Genomic DNA, 20,351 nt, shown 5'->3' on the forward strand with positions numbered 1-20,351 from the left:
TAGTACGCGGCAGCTGGGGTCAGCCGGCCGTGATCGCCTCGACCGCAGGCAGGAACTGCTCGGTGAGCGACGTCGGGAGCGGGGCGGAGCCCGCCGACTCGGCAGCCTTGGCCTGGCCCTCGTCGCTCAGGATGTAGGTGTAGAGGCCCTTGACCAGGTCGGCCGTGGCGGCGTCCTCGTACGTGCCGCAAGCCAGGTGGTACGAGACCAGGACGATCGGGTAGGTACCCGCGATGTCGCGCTGGAGGTCGTAGGCGAAGACGCTCTCGCTCGTGCCCTCGACGCGCGGCGAGTCCTCGACGACGGCGGCAGCGGCCTCGGGGCTGTACTCGACGAAGTCGTCGCCGACGCCGACGGCGACCGTGCCCAGGTCATCGATCTGCGACGCGTCGGCGTAGGTGATGGTGCCCTCGCCGGCCTGCGCCGCGCTGACCACGCCGGAGGTGCCCTGTGCGGACTCCTGGCCCTTGATCGGCCAGATTCCCTCGGCCTCCCAGGTCCAGACGTCCGGGACGACGGTGTGCAGGTACTCCTGGAAGTTCTCCGTGGTGCCGGAGTCCTCCGAGCGGTGCACGACCGTGATGTCCGTGCTGGGCAGCTCGGCGTCCGGGTTGTCGGCGGCGATCGCCTCGTCGTCCCAGGCGGTGATCTCGCCGGCGAAGATCCCGGCGATCGTCTCGGCGGGCATGTTCAGGGTGTCGACGCCCTCGAGGTTGAAGGCGACGGCCACGGGGGAGATGTAGGCGGGGTACTGGATGACGCCACCCTCGCCGCACTGGGCCTCTGCGTCGGCCAGCTCGTCGTCCTCCAGCGCGGCGTCCGAGCCGGCGAACGGGTAGGCGCCGGAGATGAAGCTCTCCCGGCCACCGCCGGAACCGACCGGGTCGTAGTTCACCGTGACGTCCGGGTTGGCGCTCTGGAAGCCGGCGCGCCAGGCCTCCATCGCGGACTCCTGCGACGACGCACCGCCACCGTTGAGCTCGCCGGAGAGGCCCGTGCCGCTCTCCGAACCTTCACCGGCCGGGTCGGCTGCACCCGGGTCGGACCCGCAGGCTGCGAGGCTCAGCGCGAGCGCGCCCACCATGACAGCGGAGCCAACGCGGGGGAATCGGCTGATCTTCACGTGTCGTTCCATCCTGTTCAAGTCGTACGCGCGGCGATCGCCGGCGCGTCAGTCGGGACGCTAGGCAGGTGGAGTGACCTGCTCACCAGATATAGGTGAACGGAAGGTGAACAAGCCCGCGCAGAGCGGGTGATCCGCAACACCTCCACCATGGCACGCCCTGGCTTTCCTCACCCGCCAGGCGCCCCTCAGGGCTGGTCCTGTGCCTGGTCGACCGGCTGGTCGTCCGGGCGGTCCTGCGTCAGGTAGATGGCCTTGGCGGCGTCGGCGATCCAGTCCCGGAGGTCGCTCGAGATCGTGGCGCTACCCGCGGCGGCCGCCGCGCGCTCCTGCCCCTCGGCGGACGCGACGTACTCGACGAACTCCTTGACGAACCTGCCCTCCGCCTTGTCCTCGTACCGCGAGCACACGACGAGGTAGGAGACCAGCACCATCGGATAGGCGAAGGGCTTGTCGATCTTGCGGTCGAGCTCGAACGCGAGGTCGTGCTCGTAGCGGTTCTCGATCCGCGGCGAGACGTCGACGACGGCGGCCGCCGCGTCGGCGCTGTAGGGCACGTACTCCTCGCCCACCTTGATGGCGACGCGCCCGAGGTCCGACGTCGCAGAGGCGTCCGCGTAGGTGATGCCGCCCGGCGTCGACCGCACCGTGTCGGTCACGCCGCTCGTACCGTCGGCGGCGAACCCCTCCGGCAGCGGCCACAGGCCGTCCGGCTCGTGCGGCCATGCGGCCGGCGCGGTGGCGTGCAGGTAGTCGGCGAAGTTCTCGGTGGTACCCGAGTCGTCGGACCGGTGCACCGGCGTGATCGTCAGCGCCGGCAGCTTCGCCTCGGGGTTCGCCGCGACGATCGCCGGGTCGTCCCACGTGGTGATCTGTCCGGTGAAGATCCGCGCGATGAGGTCGGAGGACAGGTTCAGGCGGTCGATGCCCTCGAGGTTGAAGGCCACGGCGATCGGGCTGATGTAGACCGGCAGGTCGATGGCGTTCCCGCCGTCGCACGCCGGACCGGACGCCGCCATCTCCTCGTCGCTGAGCGCGACGTCGGAGGCGCCGAAGGCCGTCTTGCCCGCGAGGAAGTCCTCGCGCCCGTCGCCCGAGCCCACGGGGTCGTACTCGATCGCGGCGTCAGGGTGCTGCTCCTGGAAGCCGCTGATCCATGCCTCCATCGCGGCTTCCTGGGACGAGGCGCCCGCCCCACGGAAGCTTCCGACGACGGACGACCCGGGTTCGGCAGTCGGCTCGCCACCTGCCCCGAGACCCGGCAGTGCGACCGCGCCGCAGCCCGCGAGCGGCAGCACGAGGGCTCCTGCGGTGGCGGCAGAGAGGAGACGGGTGTAGGGGGAGGTGCTCACGGATCGCGAAACTACTCACGAGCGAGGTCCTGCAAGCAAACACCAGATGAACGGAAGGTGACCTTCGGTCGCGGTCACCCGTGACGTGCGACACGTGACGGCCGCACGCCGCGGGGGCTCACGCCTCGTCGTCGGCCAGCTTGTAGCCAAGGCCGCGCACCGTGAGGAGGTACTTGGGCGTACCGGGGTCCGGCTCGATCTTCGAGCGGATGCGCTTCACGTGGACGTCGAGCGTCTTGGTGTCGCCCACGTAGTCGGCACCCCAGACGCGGTCGATGAGCTGCCCACGGGTCAGCACCCGGCCCGCGTTCCGCATCAGCAGCTCGAGCAGGTCGAACTCCTTGAGCGGCAGGGCCACGCTCACCCCGGAGACGGCGACGGTGTGCCGCTCCACGTCCATCCGGACCGGCCCGACCTCGAGCACCCCGTCCTCGTCGTGCTCCGCCGAGCCGCCCGGCTGCCGGCGGCGCAGCACCGCGCGCACGCGGGCCAGCAGCTCCCGGTACGAGTACGGCTTGGTCACGTAGTCGTCGGCGCCGAGCTCCAGGCCCACCACCTTGTCGATCTCCGAGTCCTTGGCGGTCAGCATGATGACCGGGACGTCGCCGCGTGCCCGCAGCTCCCGGCACACCTCCGTGCCCGACAGCCCCGGAAGCATCAGGTCGAGCAGCACCAGGTCCGCTCCCTCCGCGTCGTACGCAGCGAGCGCCGAGTTGCCGTCGGCGGCCTCGACCACCTCGAAACCCTCGCGGGTCAGCTGGTACGTCAGCGGGTCCCGGTACGACTCTTCGTCCTCTACCACCAGGATGCGCGTCACGCACCTACCTCCTCGTTCTTCGTGGCCGCGTCGTCCGCGGCCTTGTGCTGGCCCTGCTGGTCCTGTCGCCCCGCGTACTCGGGCGAGGAGCCGGCCGTGTCGGGCCGGTCCGCGGACGGGATCCGCAGGGTGAAGGTCGAGCCCCGACCGGGCTCTGACCACATCGTGACGTCGCCACCGTGGTCGGCCGCGACGTGCTTGACGATACTGAGCCCGAGCCCGGTACCACCGGTGTCGCGCGAGCGCGCGGGATCGACCCGGTAGAAACGCTCGAAGACGCGGTCCTGCGCGTCCTCGGCGATCCCGACGCCCTGGTCGACGACGGCGATCTCGACGAGACCGCCGCGCTCGTTCACCCCGACGCCCACGCGGCTGGCGGGCCCGGAGTAGGCGACGGCGTTGTCGACCAGGTTGCGGACCGCGGTGACCAGGAGGTTGTGGTCGCCGTAGACCTCGGTGTCCAGGTCACCGCCCATGGTGATCGCGATGTTCTTGGAGTGCGCGGTGGTGCGGGCCCGGTCGACCGCCTCTTCCACGACCTCGCGGATCGGGACCGGGGTCAGCTTCGGCACCGCGCCGGCGCCCTGCAGGCGCGACAGCTCGATGATCTCCTGCACCAGCGCCGACAGCCGGACCGCCTCGCGCTGCATGCGTCCGGTGAACCGGCGCACGGCGACGGGGTCGTCCGCCGCGTCGCCCACGGTCTCCGCCAGGAGTGCCAGGGCACCCACCGGCGTCTTCAGCTCGTGGGAGACGTTGACCACGAAGTCCCGGCGGATCGCCTCGACGCGGCGTGCTTCCGTACGGTCCTCTGCGAGCACCAGCAGCCGTTCGAGGCCCAGCGGCGCCACGCGCACCTGCAGCAGCACCGTGCCCTGGCCCACCGGGCCACGCGGCAGCTCCAGCTCCTGCTCGCGGATGACACCGTCGCGTCGCACCAGGGCCACGAGGTCGGTGATAGCCGGGTGTACCAGCGCGTCGTTGCGCACCACGCCCAGCGCGTAGGCCGGCGGCGACGCCCGGATCACCTCGTCCTCGCCGTCGAGCACGACGGCGGCGGAGCGCAGCACGGAGAGCACCCGGACGAGACCCGCGTCGAGCTCGTCGGGTTCGGCCTGAGCGAGGGCGTGCTGCTGCCGCTCGGAGACGCGGAACGCCACGGTGGCGACCACGCCGACGACCACGCCGAGGATCCCGGCGGCCAGCACCGGTACCCCGGAGATGATTCCGTCCACGACTCCAGGGTAGGTCGACGTTTCAACCGCAGGACGACGTCGGCGGGCGCTCGGACGATCGTGTCGCCTACTGTTCATGTCAGGGAGGAAGAGCGTTAACCTCCCGGTACATCGCGCCGTCGAACCTTGGCGGGTGCGGGCGGTAGCTGTGCCGTGCGCCGTTCCGGTAATCGTCCGGGCGGTCGGCCCGGCCGCGCGTCGGCCCCGCCGCCCTTCGGCGGCGCGACAGCGGACGCGTACCCGTCCGTGCGCCCCGAGTGCGAGAGGAAACCGATGCGACAGATCTTCGAAGCTGAGCTCCAGCAGGTCGGAGACGACCTGACCGAGATGAGCAGGCTCGTGGAGTCCGCCATCACCCGTGCCGGCACAGCGCTGCTGGAAGCCGACCTCCAGCTGGCTCAGGAGGTGATCGCCTCCGACAAGACCATCGACGCCATCGAGGACTCCCTCGACGCACGGTGCGTGCACCTGCTGGCGCAGCAGGCCCCTGTCGCCACCGACCTGCGGATCGTCGTGAGCGCCCTGCGCATGAGCGCCTCCCTCGAGCGCATGGGCGACCTCGCCCGGCACGTGGCACAGGTGGCGCGCGGACGCTACCCGGCGCAGGCGATCGTGCCTGAGGCACGAGAGACCTTCGTGAACATGCACGACGCCGCCGTGCGCGTGGCCCAGCGCACCACCAAGCTGCTCGCCACACGCGACCTCACGGTGGCCGAGGCTCTCGAACGGGAGGACGACCGGCTCGACGAGCTGCACCAGGAGTCGTTCAACAAGCTGCTGGCGCCGGAGTGGCAGGGCACCGTCCAGGAGGCCGTCGACGTGACGCTCGTGGCTCGTTACTACGAGCGGTTCGGCGACCACGGTGTGTCGGTGGCGAGGCGCGTGACGTTCCTGGTGACAGGCGACTTCCACGACGAGTGACGCGTCCCGGACGAGCGAGTCTCGCCCGAGAACGACCTGAGGGGCCGGTTCCTGTCGGAATCGGCCCCTCAGGTCGTTCTCGGGCGGACTGGTGATCGGCGCGTCAGCGGCCCTGGTTGGCGACCGCGGCGATCGCGTCCTTCGCGGCCTCCGCGTCCAGGTAGGTGCCGCCCGGCTTCACCGGGGCGAGGGTCTCCTCGTCCAGCTCGTAGACCAGCGGGATGCCCGTCGGGATGTTCAGCCCGGCGATGGCCTCGTCGGAGACACCGTCGAGGTGCTTCACCAGGGCGCGCAGCGAGTTGCCGTGGGCTGCGACGAGCACCGTCTTGCCGGCCTTGAGGTCGGGCACGATCTCGCTCTCCCAGTACGGCAGGGCGCGCTCGAGGACGAGGTTGAGGGCCTCCGTGCGGATGACGGGGGCGTCGGCGTAGCGGGGGTCCGCGTCCTGGCTGAACTCCGAGCCCAGCTCGATCTCCGGCGGCGGCACGTCGTAGGAGCGGCGCCACAGCATGAACTGCTCCTCGCCGAACTCGGCGAGCGTCTGCTTCTTGTCCTTGCCCTGCAGCGCGCCGTAGTGGCGCTCGTTGAGGCGCCAGCTGCGCTTGACCGGGATCCAGTGGCGGTCGGCGACGTCGAGCGCCAGGTTCGCCGTCATGATCGCGCGGCGCAGCAGCGACGTGTGCAGGATGTCCGGGTGCACGCCCGCCTCCTTGAGGAGCGCGCCACCGCGCTTTGCCTCCTCGACGCCCTTCTCGGAGAGGGGTACGTCCACCCAGCCGGTGAACAGGTTCTTCGCGTTCCACTCGCTCTCGCCATGGCGAAGCAGCACAAGGTTGTAGGTCATGCCCCCATCTTGCCGCACTCGCCGAGGGCTTGAGCGTGACGCCCGCGCGGGGCCGCCGTCGGCGTCAGACCGACGCGCGGCGGTGCTTTCTTGCCTCCTCGTAGACGTCCAGCATCTCGTCGGCCGCGCGGTCCCAGGCGAACCTGGTCGCCGAGGCGCGAGCGCCCACGGCCAGGCGGGCCCGGAGCGCGTCGTCGTCCAGGAGGCTCTTGAGGACCAGCGCCCAGCTCTCGGGCTCGTGGTCGGGCACGAGGACACCCGAGACGCCGTCCTCGACCACGGTGCGCAGCCCGCCCACCGCTGCCGCCACCACCGGGGTCCCCGACGCCTGCGCCTCTGCCGCGACCAGGCCGAACGACTCGCTGTGCGACGGCACCGCCACCAGGTCGGCCGCACGGAAGTAGCCGGCCAGCGTCCGCTGCGGCACCGGCGGACGTACCCGCACGTGGGCGGCCACTCCCTCCTGGTAGGCGAGCGCCTCGAGCTCGCGGACCGCCGTCGGCCGGCCGGACGCGCCGCCCAGCACCACGAGCAGCGGTGGCTGCCCGTCCCCCTGTGACCAGATGCGCTCCCCCAGCGCCCGCACCAGCACGTCAGGCCCCTTGAGCAGCTGCACGCGGCCGGCGAACAGCACGATCTGCCGGTCGACCGGCAGCGCGAGGTGCTCCCTCAGCTCGGCTCGCTGCGCGGCTCGCTGCCGGTCCGGCTCCGCCGGATCCCCTCCCTCGGCCTTCGGGAACGGGGAGAACACGCCGAGGTCCACGCCAGGCTGCACCACGCGCACCCGGTCGGGGTCGGCCCGGTAGTCCCGCACCAGCTCGCCTGCCTCCTCCTCGGTGTTCGCGACCAGGGCGTCGGCCTCGGCGACCACCTGCTCCTCGCCGATGATCCGGCCCTGCGGCTCGGGTGCGTCTCCCGGTGCGAGGGACGCGTTCTTCACCCTGGCCATGGTGTGCATGGTGTGCACCAGCGGGACGTCCCAGCGCTCCGCGGCGAGCCAGCCCACCTGGCCCGACAGCCAGTAGTGGGTGTGCAGCACGTCGTACCAGCCCTCCGGCCGGTGCGCCTCGGCGCGCAGCACGCCTGCCGCGAACGCGCACAGCTGGCCCGGCAGGTCGTTCTTGTCCAGCCCCTCGTACGGCCCCGCCGAGACGTGGATGACGCGGATCCCTGGCTCGGCGTCGGTCACCTTCGGCTGTGCGGACGACGTCGCCCGCGTGTAGATCTCCACCTGCGCGCCACGCCGGGCGAGCGCCCGGGACAGCTCCAGCACGTACACGTTCATGCCGCCGGCGTCGCCAGTCCCGGGCTGCTCCAGCGGCGACGTGTGCACGGAGACCATCGCGATCCGGAGCGGACGGGGCACGTCCGGCTCGGCGAGGCCTGGCGGCAGGCTGTCGCGCATCATGCCTCCAGGACGCACGCAGGCACGGGCAGCTCCAGTCGGTCCGTGATGTCGCCCTTGCCCGACGCGCGGTCGAGCCGGACCGCGATCAGCTCGCCGGTGTTCTGCGCCGCCACGATCACGACGCCGCTGTCGGCCAGGACCGCGTGGTGGCGCGGCCACGCACCCGCGCCCAGCTCGACGTCGGACACGTTCTCGATGGTCAGGTGCCCCACGTGGCCGGGGCCTGCGGCCTCGGCCACGGCCTCACGGACCCGGAGCACCGACAGGACGTCCGGGCCGCGCACGCCCACGTGCACCAGGTCGCCGGCGACGGTGATGTGCGAGGGGTAGCCGGGGGCGCCGTCGGGCATGGTCCGCCCCGTGATCGCCACGGAGCCCACGTGCTCGAGGCGGCCGGGGCCCGCGGGGACCAGGACGTGCAGGCGGCAGTCCAGCTCGCCCACGAGCAGGATCGTGCCGTCGGCCAGCTCGACCAGGTGACGCGGGCCCGTCCCCGGTGGCAGGACGGCGGCGACCTCGCCGCGCGACGGCTCCGCGACAGCGGAGCCGGGCAGCTCGAGGGGGTAGGTGCGCAGCTCGTCGGTGCCGAGATCGGACACCAGGACGCGGTCGCCCCAGACGTGCGCGAAGTGGGCGTGCGACCCCTCCTGCCGGTCGGCGACCGGGCCGGAGCCCTCGTGCGCGAAGGTGCGTGGCGTACCGAGCCCGCCGGCCGGGCCCAGCGCGACCACGGCCGCCGTCCCGTCGCCGTAGTTCGCCACCCAGGCAGCGGTGCCGGTCGTCACCACGTGGCACGGGCTCGCGCCGCCCGAGGCGACGCTCCCGGCGGGGGCGAGCGCACCGGCGTCGGACACACGGAAGGCGCTGACTACACCTTCGTCCGCCTCGGTCACCGCCAGGAGCGTTCCTCCGGAGGGGTCCAGCGCCAGGAACGACGGCGCGGCGACCGGCGCGACGAGCTCGCCGCCCGCGAACCGGCCGTTCGGGTCGACGCCGACGCGCCAGATCCCCTCGCCGCCGCCGGGCGCGCTCCCCGCCGTCGGATAGGTACCGATCCACAGGGCAGCGGTAGGGATGCTCATGCATCCAGCCTAATGACGTTTCGCCGGTGCTCTCGCCGGAATGCACGACGCCCCGGCCGCCCCCGTCATGGGGGCGCCGGGGCGCAATATGCCGTCGTGTCGGCGACGCGTCAGCCGTTGGCCTTCGCGTATGCCTCCTGGACCTCGGCCGCGATACGGCCACGGTCGCTCACGGTGTAGCCATTGGCCTTGGCCCATTCACGGACCGCTGCCGTATCGCTGCCCGAACGCGACCGCCGCGTGGTGGCAGTGCGCGCGACCGGCGACTTCACCTTGCGTGCGTGGCCGACCCACGAAGCGAGCGCGTCACGCAGCTGAGTCGCGTGCTCGGCGTTGAGGTCGATCTCGTAGGAGACGCCGTCGAGGCCGAAGTTCACGGTCTCGTCAGCGGCACCGCCATCGATGTCATCTTCGAGAACGAGCTGAACCTTCTGAACCATACGGGTACTTCCCTTCCACGCCACTAATACCGGGGTTAGTTCGTGAGCATGCCGCACTCAATATTGACATGTCAATAATGGGCATGTGACACCGATCACGAAAACTTCACCCCGGGCTGGTGAAGTGCGTGGATTTGGTCCGGATGGTCAGCAGGGATAACCTCGGCCGCGCGGATCAGCGCGAAGGGGAATTCGCCGCGTTTTCTGCTGTCGCCGTCATGCCTTCGCGATCCATTCGGTCGAGAGCCTCGCGCTCGTGGCGGTCGGCGCGAAAGATCTTGCGCATCGAAAACCAGAACAACAGGCCGACACCCACCGAGGGCGTGAGCCCGGCGAGTACTGCAAGCGTCGTATCCATCACAAGATCCTCACAAACTCGTCTGCACCGATTGAAATCTCAGGCCTGCGGCTTCACCAGCGGGAAAAGGATGGTCTCGCGGATGCCCTGGCCCGTCAGCGCCATGAGCAGGCGGTCGATCCCCATGCCCATTCCGCCCGAAGGGGGCATCGCGAATTCCATCGCGGTCAAGAAGTCCTCGTCCAGCAGCATGGCCTCGTCGTCGCCGGCCGCGGCCATCCTGGCCTGCGCCTCGAGACGCTGGCGCTGGATCACCGGGTCGACCAGCTCGGAATAGCCGGTGGCCAGCTCGACACCACGGATGTACAGGTCCCACTTCTCGACCTGTCCCTTCTCCGAACGGTGATCCCGGGTGAGCGGTGACGTCTCCACCGGAAAGTCCATGACGAACGTCGGCGCCGACAGGTGGTCGCCCACGCGGTGCTCCCAGAGCGTCTCGACGAGCTTTCCATGATTCAGGATCTTCTTGTTGCCGACCTCGACATCCAGACGCTCGGCGATCTTCTCGAGCTCCTCGACCGACGTGTCGCCGGTGATCTCCTCGCCCAGGCTTTCGGACAGCGAGGCGTACATCCGCAGGTTTGCCCATTCTCCGCCGAGCTCGTACTCGGAACCGTCCGGAAGAGTCACCAGCGTGGTGCCGAGAACGTCACGGGCCGCCGTCTGCACCAGATCCTTGGTGAGCGCGCCGATGGTGTTGTAATCCCCGTAGGCCTCGTACGCCTCCAGCATGGCGAACTCCGGCGAGTGCGACGAGTCCGCGCCCTCGTTGCGGAAGTTCCGGTTGATCTCGAAGACCTTCTCGACACCGCCGACGACCGCCTTCTTGAGGAAGATCTCCGGCGCGATGCGCAGGAAGAGCTCCAGGTCGTACGCATTCATGTGCGTCGAGAAAGGCCGGGCCGTGGCACCCGAGGCAATGGTCTGCAGCATGGGCGTCTCGACCTCGAGAAAGCTGCGACGGTGGAAGTTCTCACGCAGAGAACGCACTACGCCGGCGCGCAGGCGCACCATGTCGCGGGCCGCGGGCCGTGCGATCAGGTCGACGTAGCGCTGTCGCACGCGCGCCTCCTCGGACAGGTCCTTGTGCAGGACCGGGAGGGGGCGCAGCGACTTCGCCGCCATCTGCCACTCGTCCGCGAAGATGCTCAGCTCACCACGCCGCGACGAACCGACGCGGCCGTGCAGGAAGAGGTGGTCGCCCAGGTCGACGTCGGTCTTGAAGGCCGCGAGCGCCTCCTCGCCGAGCACGGCAAGGCTCAGCATGCCCTGGAGGCGGTTGCCCTCGCCGTCCTGCAGCGTGACGAAGCACAGCTTGCCGCCGATGCGGATGAAGACCACCCGGCCGGCGACGCCGACGACGTCGTCCGTCTCCTGCCCGGCCTCGAGGTGGTCGTAGGCCGTGCGGACCTCGGTGATGGCGTGCGTGACCGGCACGGTGACCGGGTACGCCTCGGTGCCGCGCGCCAGGAGGCGCTCACGCTTCTCGCGCCGGATCCGCAGCTGCTCGGGCAGGTCGTCGGTCGGCGGGGCAGCGGTGCTCTCGGCAGCGGAGTTCTCGTCAGTCACCCGAGCGATTCTATCGGGGCCACCAGCTGATTCCTTCCCGCTGTGACGCACCTCCCCAGCCATCGGTCGTCGGCGGGTCAGGCGCGCAGGTCCAGGGCCAGGTCCAGGATTCCGGCGCTGTGGGTCAGGGCGCCCACCGACAGGAAGTCCACGCCCGTGCTCGCGACCTTCCGCGCCTTGTCGAGCGTCAGGTTGCCGGTCGCCTCCAGCTCGACGTGCGCGGGGACGCCGTCGCGCCCCTCCCGCTCGCGGACGGCGGCCACCGTCTCCGCGAGGCGGTCCGGCTCCATGTTGTCGAGCAGCAGGAAGTCCGCGCCAGAGGCCAGGGCCTCGAGGGCCTGAGCGGTCGTGTCTGCCTCGACCTGGATCTGCACGTCGGGGAACGTCTCCCGCACGGCACGGACCGCCGCGGCGACCGACCCGGCGGCGACCACGTGGTTGTCCTTGACCATGGCGACGTCGTACAGGCCCATGCGCTTGTTCGTGCCGCCGCCTGCGCGCACCGCGTACTTCTGCAGCGCACGCAGACCAGGTGTCGTCTTGCGGGTGTCGAGCACCTGCGCCCCTGTGCCCGCGAGCTCGCGGGCGAAGGCCCGCGTCGCCGTGGCGACGCCCGAGGCGCGGCTCGCCAGGTTGAGCAGGGTCCGCTCCGCGACGAGCAGCACCAGGGTGCGGCCCTCCAGCGTCGCCAGAACCTGGCCCGTGGTGACCGCGTCGCCGTCCTGCGCGTGGAAGGTGACGCTCGGCGGCTCGAGGCCCAGGCGGTTCGCCACCTGGTCCAGGACTTCCCCCACCACCACGAGCCCCGCGACGACGCCGTCCTCGCGTGCCGCGAGCTCGGCAACCCCCGTGGCCGACGGCGGGATGGTCGCCTGCGAGGTCACGTCGCGCCCCGGCGCCGGGCCCAGGTCCTCGTCGAGGGCGACCTCGACGGTGCGGGCCACCCAGGCGGCGTCGAGCCCCGGTGTGACCGTCGAGGGGGTGGCGAAGACGGGGAGAGTGCTCACGGGGTCACCGTAGCCGCAGGACCGGGTGCCCCTGCGCCGTCCACGATGGCCTGGAGCATGCGCTCGGAGTCCGTGAGATACCGGTTCAGGTCGGCCGCGGCGCCGTCGGCGTCACCCGCGAGGAACCGGCGCAGCAGGCCGGCGTTGCGGTCGACGAAACCATCGAAGAAGCTCCCGTCGTCGCCCAGCAGCCCGAACGAGAGGCGCAGCTCGGCCGAGAGGTTCGCGTGCACGCGGTCGAGGCGCGGGCTGCCGGCCAGCGCCACGATCCCCGAGTGGAACCGCATGTTCGCTGCCGCGATGTCGTGCCAGTCGCCGCCGAGCCGGGCGGCGAGGGCAGCGTCGACGGCGTCCCGCATGGTGCGGGCTCCCGGGTGCGCCGGGTCGCCCGCCGCGAGCACCGGCACCTCGATGAGGCGCCGCAGCCGGTAGATGTCGACGACGTCCGCGAGGGTCGGTCTCGCCACGGCGACGCCTGCGTTGGGGCGCCGGACCAGGAGTCCCTCGTGGACCAGGATCCGGAAGGCCTCGCGGAGGGTGTTGCGGGACACGTCGAGCGACTCGCTCACGGACTGCTCCGAGAGCCGCTGCCCCGGGGTCAGGCGCCCGGTGACGATGAGCTCGCGGATGGCGTCCGCGCTCCGCTCGGCCCGATCGGTGGTCACTGGACCCATCCTACGGACCGCCCGCCGTCGGTACGGGCCTTGGTTGTGGGCGTGATGGTTGCGACTACGCGTCCGTCACAGGCGCAACGATCGCGCCCACAACCAGGAGGAGTCAGTCGATCGTGTCCAGGACCGCGTGGGTCAGGTTGGTCGCCTGGGCCGTGATCGAGGTGCGCCACGCGTCGAACGTCGGGTCGCTCACCGCGAAGTCGGTCTCGAAGCGCTGCATGTCCGGGGTGTGGATGTGCCCGGCGGGGATGTCGAGCCCCGCACGGTCACGCAGCAGCGTGTTGCGGTACGCGCTCTCGTTCGACAGGTAGTTGCCTCCGCCGCCGCTGTACGAGCAGGAGTCCTCGGCCGGCGGGACCGGCGGGGTGGACGGCGGGTAGATGACGGGCGGCGGGCTGTTGAACCGCTCCAGCTCCGGTGACGTGCAGTCGGGGAACTGCGTGTAGCTGGTGTTCCAGACCACGCCGAAGGCCACCGACGGGTCGGGCCAGGTGTCCCCCGGCGGGCGCGGAACGTCGGCGCCGGTGTCCGCGGCGATCATCTCCGCGATCGGCAGGCTCGCGGCGGTCCACTGCGGCGGGTCCGTGAGCCCGTCGCCGCCGCCCCAGCGGTCGACGACCTGGATGTTGCACGCCGGGTTGTCGACGGCCAGCTGCGGCACGCCGCCAACGGTCGGGCACGGCGCACCGTTGTCGTTGCCCGGGAAGGTGCCGTGGTAGCGCGCGTTCCACTGCTCGAGGTTGAACTGCGACCCGCCGGCCTGGCTCACGGTGAGGGACGCGTCGACCTGGCGCGGGCCAGGCTCCATGAAGGGCCCGACGGTGTCCTCGAGATAGCCGCGCTCGAACTCCGGGTAGCTCACGGGCAGCGTGTACGCCTCGACGTGGGCGACCTTGCCGTCGTCGGTGCGGTAGGTGGTGCCGTCCAGGGCGAGGGCCGTGGCACCCGACGGGTTGCCGTGCCGGATGTTGTTGCCGACGGTGCCCGGCGCAGCACCGGTGGTGCCGCCGTCGAGCGTGTAGACGTCGAACCCGCTGACGATCACGCGCAGGACGTCGTCGCCGCGCGGCAGGTCGATGTCGGACATGCCGCGTGCCGCCTTGTCGAACGTCTCGACCAGCTCGGCGCGCTCGGCGTCGGTGAGCCCACCTTCGGGCGCCCACTGACGCAGCACCGACATGGCCTCGACCCTGGTCCAGTACAGCGGACGGTCGTCGCTGGCGGGCAGGTCGCCGCGGACGGCGCCGTGGGCCTGGGCCCTGCGGACCGCGGCGTCCCACAGTGCCTCGCCCTTGCGCTCTGCCAGTGCCGTCGCGCCGTCGAGCGAACGGGTGCGGCACAACGCCGCCGTGAGGGCCGACGTGTACCCGCCGAACCCGCCGCCCTCGATGATCGTCCTGGCATAGGTCCGGTCGGCGGGGACCGTCGGATCGGCGGCGTCGGGCAGGTGGGCGGCCAGGCGGCCCTCCTCGACCGACAGCGGGATGCTCGGGTCGAGGCAGTCCGGCCCGGGGCCGGGCGTGGCCTGGGCGGCCCCTGGCGCCGCGAGCGCAGTGGTGGCACAGAGCGCGAGGGCGACGGCGCCTGCTCTCACCCTGGCAGCGGTACGTGGTGTCGACATGTGGTCTGTTTCCCCTCGGTAGTGGGTCGTCACGACCGTAGGGGTTCGTTGAACAATCCGACAGACCTGCCCAGGTAAACATCTCGTGTCCCAGGCTGCGCCCCAGCGGCTGAGCCGTGTCATGATCGACAATGTTCCGCAATGCGGCGGAAACATCCGACGAGGACCATCCTGACTGTTGAACAATCCGGCTCACCCCAACGACGAGGAGGACACAATGTCCGACACGAGCCACGAGCCCACTGCCCCGCAGGCGGCGCCACCGCCCGGCGCCCCTGCCGCCCCCCGGGTAAGGCGGTTCGCCTCCGCCCGCAGCCGGTCCCTGCTGGGCGCCCTGTTCCTCATGGCGACCTCCGCCATCGGGCCGGGCTTCATCACGCAGACCGCCACGTTCACCCAGCAGCTCGGGGCGGCCTTCGCGTTCGGCATCCTGGTGTCGATCCTCCTGGACCTGGCGGTCCAGATGAACGTGTGGCGCATGATCACGCTGACCGGCAAGCGCGCGAGCGTGCTGGCCAACGACGCCCTGCCGGGCAGCGGGTACGTCCTGGCCGTGCTGATCGTCCTCGGCGGCCTCATCTTCAACATCGGCAACACGGCGGGTGCCGGCCTCGGCATGAACGCCCTCTTCGGCATCGACCCACGGCTGGGCGGCGCGCTCAGCGCCGCTGTCGCCATCGCCATCTTCCTGGCCAAGCGCGCGGGCGCCGTCGTCGACCGGGTGGTGATCGTCGCCGGGCTGGTGATGATCGTGCTCACGGTGATCGTCATGATCATGTCCGACCCGCCCGTCGGCGACGCGCTCAAGCAGACGGTGCTGCCCGACACCATCAACTTCGCCACGATCACCACCATCGTCGGTGGCACCGTCGGCGGGTACATCACCTACGCGGGCGCGCACAAGCTGCTCGACTCGGGCACCGCGGGGCCCGAGAACGTCCGCGAGGTCAACCGGGCAGCCGTCAGCGGGATCATCGTCACCGGGATCATGCGGTACGTCCTGTTCCTGGCGATCCTCGGGGTCGTCGCCTCCGGCGTCGTGCTCGACGTGACGGGCAACCCAGCGGGCGACGCGTTCGGCGCGGCGGCCGGCGAGACGGGCCTGCGCATCTTCGGCGCGGTCTTCTGGATCGCGGCGATCACCAGCGTCATCGGCGCCGCCTACACCTCGGTCTCGTTCCTGCCCGTCTTCTCCGCGCGGATCACCGGGCGCACCGCAGACCTGTGGACCGTCGGCTTCATCGTGGTCTCGCTGGCGGTCTACCTGGCGATCGGCACCGCGCCGGCCACGCTGCTCGTGTTCGTGGGCGGCGTGAACGGCCTCATCCTGCCCATCGGCCTGACCCTGTTCATGTACATCGGCTGGTTCCGCGGCTCGCTGCTCGGCAGCACCCGGTACCCGCGGTGGCTCCTGGTGGTCGGCAGCCTGGCCACCGTGGTCACCTGGTACATGGCGGTCAACGCAGTGGGCCCGATCTTCGACCTGCTGTCCGCCTGAGCTCCGGCCCCGGCAACCCGTCACACCGAAAGGAAACGCACCATGAGCGCCGTCGACCTGAACAGCGACCTCGGCGAGGGCTTCGGCCGCTGGAGTCTCGGCGACGACGAGCAGATGCTCGGCATCGTCTCCAGCGCCAACGTCGCCTGCGGGTTCCACGCCGGCGACCCGGCGACCATCCGCCGCACCGTGCGGTCCGCCGTGGCGCACGGCGTCACCATCGGCGCGCACGTCGGGTATCGCGACCTGGCCGGCTTCGGCCGGCGCAACATGGACGTGCCGGACGACGAGCTCGAGGCCGACGTCGCCTACCAGATCGGCGCGCTCCGCGGTCTGGCCGACGCCGAGGGGGCCGCCGTCACGTACGTCAAGCCGCACGGCGCGCTGTACAACACTGCGGCGGTCGACGAGCGGGTGGCCACGGCGGTGGCGGCGGCCGTCGCCGCCGTCGACCCGGGGCTCGTGCTGCTGGGGCTGCCCGGCAGCGCGGCCCTCGCCGCGGCGTCCCGCGCCGGTCTCGCGACCGCCACCGAGGCGTTCGCGGACCGCGCGTACACGCCGGAGGGCCGGCTCGTCTCCCGGCGCGAGCCGGGCTCCGTCCTGCACGACGCCGACGACGTCGCGCGACGCATGCTCCGCCTCGTCACCGAGGGTGTGGTGACCGCGGTGGACGGGTCCGACGTCGCCGTGCGCGCCGACTCGGTGTGCGTGCACGGCGACTCCCCCGGTGCGGTCGCCATGGCCCGGCGGATCCGTGAGGTGTTCGACGCCGAGGGCATAGAGCTCACGGCCTTCGCCCCGGCGTCGGGCAGCGGCCCCGTCGCGTGATCCGTGTCCTGACCGCGCGCGACGACGCTCTCCTGGTCGAGCTCGACGACCTCGACCAGGCGGTCGCGCTCTACGAGTCCCTCACGACCGACCCGGTGCGCGGCGTCGGGGTGCCCGTGCCGGGCGCCCGGACGCTGCTCGTGCCGTTCCGGCCCTCGGCGATCACTGCGCACGCCCTGGCCGCCGAGCTCCGGACGCGACCCCTGGAGCGCCGCGCCACCTCCGCCGCCCGCACCGTCGAGATCCCCGTCCGGTACGACGGCGCCGACCTCGCCGAGGCTGCCGAGCTGATCGCCTGGAGCACCGACGAGCTGGTCCGGCGACACACCGCCGCGGCGTGGACCGTCGGCTTCGTCGGCTTCGCGCCCGGCTTCGCCTACCTCACCAGCGACGACCCCGAGCTGGTGGTCCCCCGCCGCGCCAGCCCGCGCACCAGGGTGCCTGCCGGATCGGTGGCGCTCGCCGGGCCGTACAGCGGCGTCTACCCGCGGGAGAGCCCTGGCGGCTGGCAGCTCGTCGGCCGCACCGACGCCCTCGTCTGGGACGTGACGCGCGAGCGCCCGGCCCTGCTGCTCCCTGGCGACGAGGTCCGTTTCGTAGCGGTGCGGGCGACCGCGGAAGTCCGCCTCGACCATGCTGCTGGGCACGGATCCGCGGCCAGAACCGTGCCTGATCGCATGGTCGAGGCGGACCTTCCGGAGACGGCCGGCCCCCGACCGGGTGGGGTCGAGATCGTCAGCCCCGGAGTACTGGCCCTCGTGCAGGATCTCGGGCGGCCCGGCTCCGAGGGTTCCGGGGTGTCGGCGTCCGGGGCGCTGGACCGGCCGAGCCTGCGCGCGGCCAACCGGGCGGTCGGCAACCCGCCCGACGCCGCCGTCGTCGAGTCGGTGGGCGGGCTACGGCTGCGTGCCCACGGGCCGCAGGTGCTCGCCGTGACGGGGGCTGCGGGCGAGATCGTGGTGCGGCCTGGCGCGGGTACCGGGCCGGGCGGCGCTGCGCCGGTCGCCGGTGCTCCCGACGAGCCGGCGCGCCACGACCGCCGCCTGCGGTCCGGGGAACCGTTCGCGCTGGACGACGGCGACGTGCTGCGCCTCGCGGCACCCGGCCGCGGGCTGCGCGCCTACGTCGCGGTGCGCGGCGGGATCGACGTGCCGCCCGTGCTCGGCAGCCGGGCCACCGACGTGCTCGCCGGGCTGGGGCCGGATCCGCTCGGACCCGGTGACCTGCTGCCGGTCGGCGCACCGGAGCGCGGCGTGCCCGCTGCGGTGCCGCGTTCCGCCCCGGCGTCGGACGACCTGCCCGCGCCGGGCGAGATCACCGTGCTGCCCATCGTGCTCGGACCGCGCGACGACTGGTTCGACACCGCGGCGATCGCGCGGCTGACCGGCCAGGACTGGCTCGTGACCCCGCGCTCCAACCGGATCGGGCTCCGGCTGGACGGTGACCCGCTCGCCCGGGTCCCTGAGCAGGACGGGGCCGAGCTGCCCAGCGAGGGCTGTGTGACCGGCGCTGTCCAGGTGCCGCCGGACGGGCTGCCCGTCCTCTTCCTCGCCGACCATCCCCTGACCGGCGGGTACCCCGTGGTCGGGGCGGTCGTCGCCGACCACGTCCCGCTCGCCGGACAGCTGCCTGCGGGGGCCCTCGTTCGCTTCGAGGTCCGCGGGCGCGCACCGGCAGCGCTCCCGTCCGACACTGTTCAGCACCACCCAGGAGGCACCCCATGATCCGCACCGTGCTCATCGCGAACCGAGGCGAGATAGCGGTCCGCGTGGCCCGTGCGTGCGCCGACCTGGGGATCCGCTCCGTCGCGGTGTACGCCGACGGCGACGCCGACGCCCTGCACGTCCGTCTCGCCTCCGATGCCTGGGCCCTGGACGGGCGCACCGCCGCCGAGACCTACCTGTCGGTGGACAAGCTGCTCGACGTCGCACGCCGGTCCGGTGCCGACGCCGTCCACCCCGGATACGGCTTCCTGTCCGAGAGCGCCGCCGCAGCGCGGGCCGTCGAGGAGGCAGGGCTGGTGTGGGTGGGGCCGACGTCGGCCACCATCGAGCTCCTCGGCGACAAGATCGCCGCCCGCGACCTGGCCCGGACGGTCGGTGCGCCCCTGGTGCCCGGCTCGGACGGCCCGGTGCCCGACGCCGCCGCCGCGCTCGCCTTCGCCGAGGAGCACGGCCTGCCGCTGGCCATCAAGGCGGCGCACGGGGGCGGCGGGCGCGGCATGCGCGTGGCGAGGACCCTCGACGAGGTGCCCGAGCTGTTCGACGCCGCCCGGCGTGAGGCGGAGGCCGCCTTCGGACGGGGCGAGTGCTACCTCGAACGCTTCCTTGACCGGCCCCGGCACGTCGAGGCGCAGATCATCGCCGACGAGCACGGGCACGTGGTGGTCGCGGGCACCCGGGACTGCTCCCTGCAGCGCCGCAACCAGAAGCTCGTCGAGGAGGCGCCCGCACCGTTCCTCGACCCAGGTGTGCGCAAGCGGATCCACGAGTCCGCGCGCGACCTCTGCGCGGCCGCCGGGTACCGCGGCGCGGGGACCGTCGAGTTCCTGCTCGGGGCCGACGGCACGTGCTCGTTCCTCGAGGTGAACACGCGGCTCCAGGTGGAGCACCCCGTCACGGAGGAGACCACCGGTCTGGACCTCGTGGTCGAGCAGCTCCGCGTCGCGAGCGGCCTGCCGCTGTCCGTGACCGAGGACCCCGAGCCCCGCGGGCACGCGATCGAGCTGCGGCTCAACGCGGAGGACCCTGCGCGCGGGTTCCTGCCCGGCCCGGGCCGCATCGAGCGGTTCGTCGCGCCCAGCGGCCCCGGCGTCCGGGTCGACGCCGGGGTCGAGTCCGGGTCGGTGATCCCCGGCGAGTTCGACTCGCTGTTCGCCAAGGTCGTCGTGTGGGGGGCCACCCGGGAGGCGGCGCTCGCGCGGGCGCGGCGAGCCGCGGCCGAGACCGTGGTGGAGGGTGTGCCGACAGTACTGCCGTTCCACCGTGCGGTACTGGCGGACCCGGCGTTCACGGGTACGGCCGGGCCGGGGTTCGCCGTCCACACCCAGTGGATAGAGACGGAGCTGCTCGCCTCGATCGACCCGCAGGCCCTGGCGGAGCCCGTGGCCGAGCCCGGGGTCGTGGACACGTGGGTCGAGATCGACGGGAAGCGTCACCGGGTGCGCACGCCGGGTGAGATCGGGTTCGGGGGCGTAGGGCCGACGACGGGCTCCGGTGCGGCGGCGGGTGCTGGTGCGGCACAGGCTCAGGGCGCACCGCCGGCGTCGGGCAGCGGGGTGGACGACGCACGCGTGCCGCTGCTCCCCGCCATGCCCGGAACCCTGGTGCGCTGGCTGGTGCCCGACGGCGAGACCGTCGCCGACGGCCAGCCGCTCGCCGTCGTCGAGGCCATGAAGATGGAGACCCAGCTCGTCGCGGAGGCCGCAGGAACGCTGGAGCACTCCGTGGCAGAGGGAAGCCGGCTGACGACGGGCGAAGCGATCGGCTATGTGCGTGTTCCGCGAGATGAGCTCGGTCGGATGGGATGAGATCGGTCAGTCAACCGACCGATCTCATCCCATCCGACCGAACTC

At 71.9% G+C, this 20,351-nt stretch carries 18 protein-coding genes; 5 read left to right on the plus strand and 13 right to left on the minus strand.

Translation table 11 applies throughout. The features are described 5' to 3' along the window. Positions 1-19 precede the first annotated feature (19 nt). The 4 genes from APR04_RS12120 to APR04_RS12135 all read right to left on the minus strand — a co-directional run bounded on the left by APR04_RS12120 (position 20) and on the right by APR04_RS12135 (position 4,527). Positions 20-1,123, minus strand: coding sequence for a phosphate ABC transporter substrate-binding protein PstS (locus APR04_RS12120; protein WP_253870588.1), 1,104 nt, complete (start codon positions 1,121-1,123; stop codon positions 20-22). A gap of 188 nt (positions 1,124-1,311) precedes the next feature. Further along, entirely contained in the window at positions 1,312-2,475 is a 1,164-nt protein-coding gene (gene pstS, locus APR04_RS12125) for a phosphate ABC transporter substrate-binding protein PstS (RefSeq protein WP_253870590.1), read from the minus strand. A 118-nt stretch (positions 2,476-2,593) separates the two neighbouring features. Then, positions 2,594-3,292, minus strand: coding sequence for a response regulator transcription factor (locus tag APR04_RS12130; protein ID WP_253870592.1), 699 nt, complete (start codon positions 3,290-3,292; stop codon positions 2,594-2,596). Beyond that, entirely contained in the window at positions 3,289-4,527 is a 1,239-nt protein-coding gene (locus tag APR04_RS12135; RefSeq protein WP_253870594.1) for a sensor histidine kinase, read from the minus strand. Before APR04_RS12135 ends, APR04_RS12130 begins: the two co-directional genes overlap by 4 nt. A 273-nt stretch (positions 4,528-4,800) precedes the next feature. On the opposite strand from APR04_RS12135, the gene phoU reads away from it, so the two are divergent. Then, complete coding sequence (gene phoU, locus APR04_RS12140; RefSeq protein WP_253870596.1) at positions 4,801-5,448, plus strand: phosphate signaling complex protein PhoU; 648 nt, start codon at positions 4,801-4,803, stop codon at positions 5,446-5,448. Positions 5,449-5,551: 103 nt separating this feature from the next. On the opposite strand, the gene APR04_RS12145 is transcribed toward phoU, so the two are convergent. The 9 genes from APR04_RS12145 to APR04_RS12185 all read right to left on the minus strand — a co-directional run bounded on the left by APR04_RS12145 (position 5,552) and on the right by APR04_RS12185 (position 14,424). Continuing rightward, entirely contained in the window at positions 5,552-6,292 is a 741-nt protein-coding gene (locus APR04_RS12145) for a phosphoglyceromutase (protein WP_253870598.1), read from the minus strand. 64 nt (positions 6,293-6,356) lie between these two features. Beyond that, complete coding sequence (mshA, locus tag APR04_RS12150) at positions 6,357-7,697, minus strand: D-inositol-3-phosphate glycosyltransferase (RefSeq protein ID WP_253870600.1); 1,341 nt, start codon at positions 7,695-7,697, stop codon at positions 6,357-6,359. Then, positions 7,697-8,782, minus strand: coding sequence for a lactonase family protein (locus APR04_RS12155; RefSeq protein ID WP_253870603.1), 1,086 nt, complete (start codon positions 8,780-8,782; stop codon positions 7,697-7,699). The genes mshA and APR04_RS12155 overlap by 1 nt, the downstream gene beginning before the upstream one ends. A 110-nt stretch (positions 8,783-8,892) precedes the next feature. Then, positions 8,893-9,222, minus strand: a complete 330-nt coding sequence (locus APR04_RS12160; RefSeq protein ID WP_253870605.1) for a histone-like nucleoid-structuring protein Lsr2 — start codon at positions 9,220-9,222, stop codon at positions 8,893-8,895. A gap of 175 nt (positions 9,223-9,397) precedes the next feature. Continuing rightward, entirely contained in the window at positions 9,398-9,580 is a 183-nt protein-coding gene (locus APR04_RS12165) for a hypothetical protein (RefSeq protein ID WP_253870607.1), read from the minus strand. A gap of 39 nt (positions 9,581-9,619) precedes the next feature. Then, a complete protein-coding gene (gene lysS / locus APR04_RS12170; protein WP_253870609.1) occupies positions 9,620-11,149 on the minus strand; it encodes a lysine--tRNA ligase in 1,530 nt (509 codons plus the stop codon). Between the two features lie 77 nt (positions 11,150-11,226). After that, complete coding sequence (gene nadC, locus APR04_RS12175) at positions 11,227-12,156, minus strand: carboxylating nicotinate-nucleotide diphosphorylase (RefSeq protein WP_253870611.1); 930 nt, start codon at positions 12,154-12,156, stop codon at positions 11,227-11,229. Next, on the minus strand, positions 12,153-12,821 hold the full coding sequence (locus tag APR04_RS12180) for a GntR family transcriptional regulator (RefSeq protein WP_253870613.1): 669 nt from the start codon (positions 12,819-12,821) through the stop codon (positions 12,153-12,155). The genes nadC and APR04_RS12180 overlap by 4 nt, the downstream gene beginning before the upstream one ends. Before the next feature lie 112 nt (positions 12,822-12,933). Continuing rightward, positions 12,934-14,424: a PA0049 C-terminal domain-containing protein gene (locus APR04_RS12185; protein WP_253870615.1), complete on the minus strand. Its 1,491-nt coding sequence runs from the start codon at positions 14,422-14,424 to the stop codon at positions 12,934-12,936. Between the two features lie 244 nt (positions 14,425-14,668). Between APR04_RS12185 and APR04_RS12190 the strand changes: the two genes are divergently transcribed. The 4 genes from APR04_RS12190 to APR04_RS12205 are packed head-to-tail and all read left to right on the plus strand — an operon-like array spanning position 14,669 to position 20,306. Beyond that, positions 14,669-15,949 (plus strand): NRAMP family divalent metal transporter, encoded by a 1,281-nt coding sequence (locus APR04_RS12190; RefSeq protein ID WP_253870617.1) that lies wholly within the window; start codon positions 14,669-14,671, stop codon positions 15,947-15,949. 42 nt (positions 15,950-15,991) lie between these two features. Then, positions 15,992-16,777, plus strand: a complete 786-nt coding sequence (locus APR04_RS12195; RefSeq protein ID WP_253870619.1) for a LamB/YcsF family protein — start codon at positions 15,992-15,994, stop codon at positions 16,775-16,777. Beyond that, complete coding sequence (locus APR04_RS12200) at positions 16,774-18,501, plus strand: 5-oxoprolinase subunit B/C family protein (RefSeq protein WP_253870621.1); 1,728 nt, start codon at positions 16,774-16,776, stop codon at positions 18,499-18,501. The genes APR04_RS12195 and APR04_RS12200 overlap by 4 nt, the downstream gene beginning before the upstream one ends. Beyond that, complete coding sequence (locus APR04_RS12205; RefSeq protein ID WP_253870623.1) at positions 18,498-20,306, plus strand: acetyl/propionyl/methylcrotonyl-CoA carboxylase subunit alpha; 1,809 nt, start codon at positions 18,498-18,500, stop codon at positions 20,304-20,306. Before APR04_RS12200 ends, APR04_RS12205 begins: the two co-directional genes overlap by 4 nt. Positions 20,307-20,351 lie beyond the last annotated feature (45 nt).

The organism is Promicromonospora umidemergens, assembly GCF_024171995.1.
Taxonomy (GTDB): Bacteria; Actinomycetota; Actinomycetes; order Actinomycetales; family Cellulomonadaceae; genus Promicromonospora; species Promicromonospora umidemergens.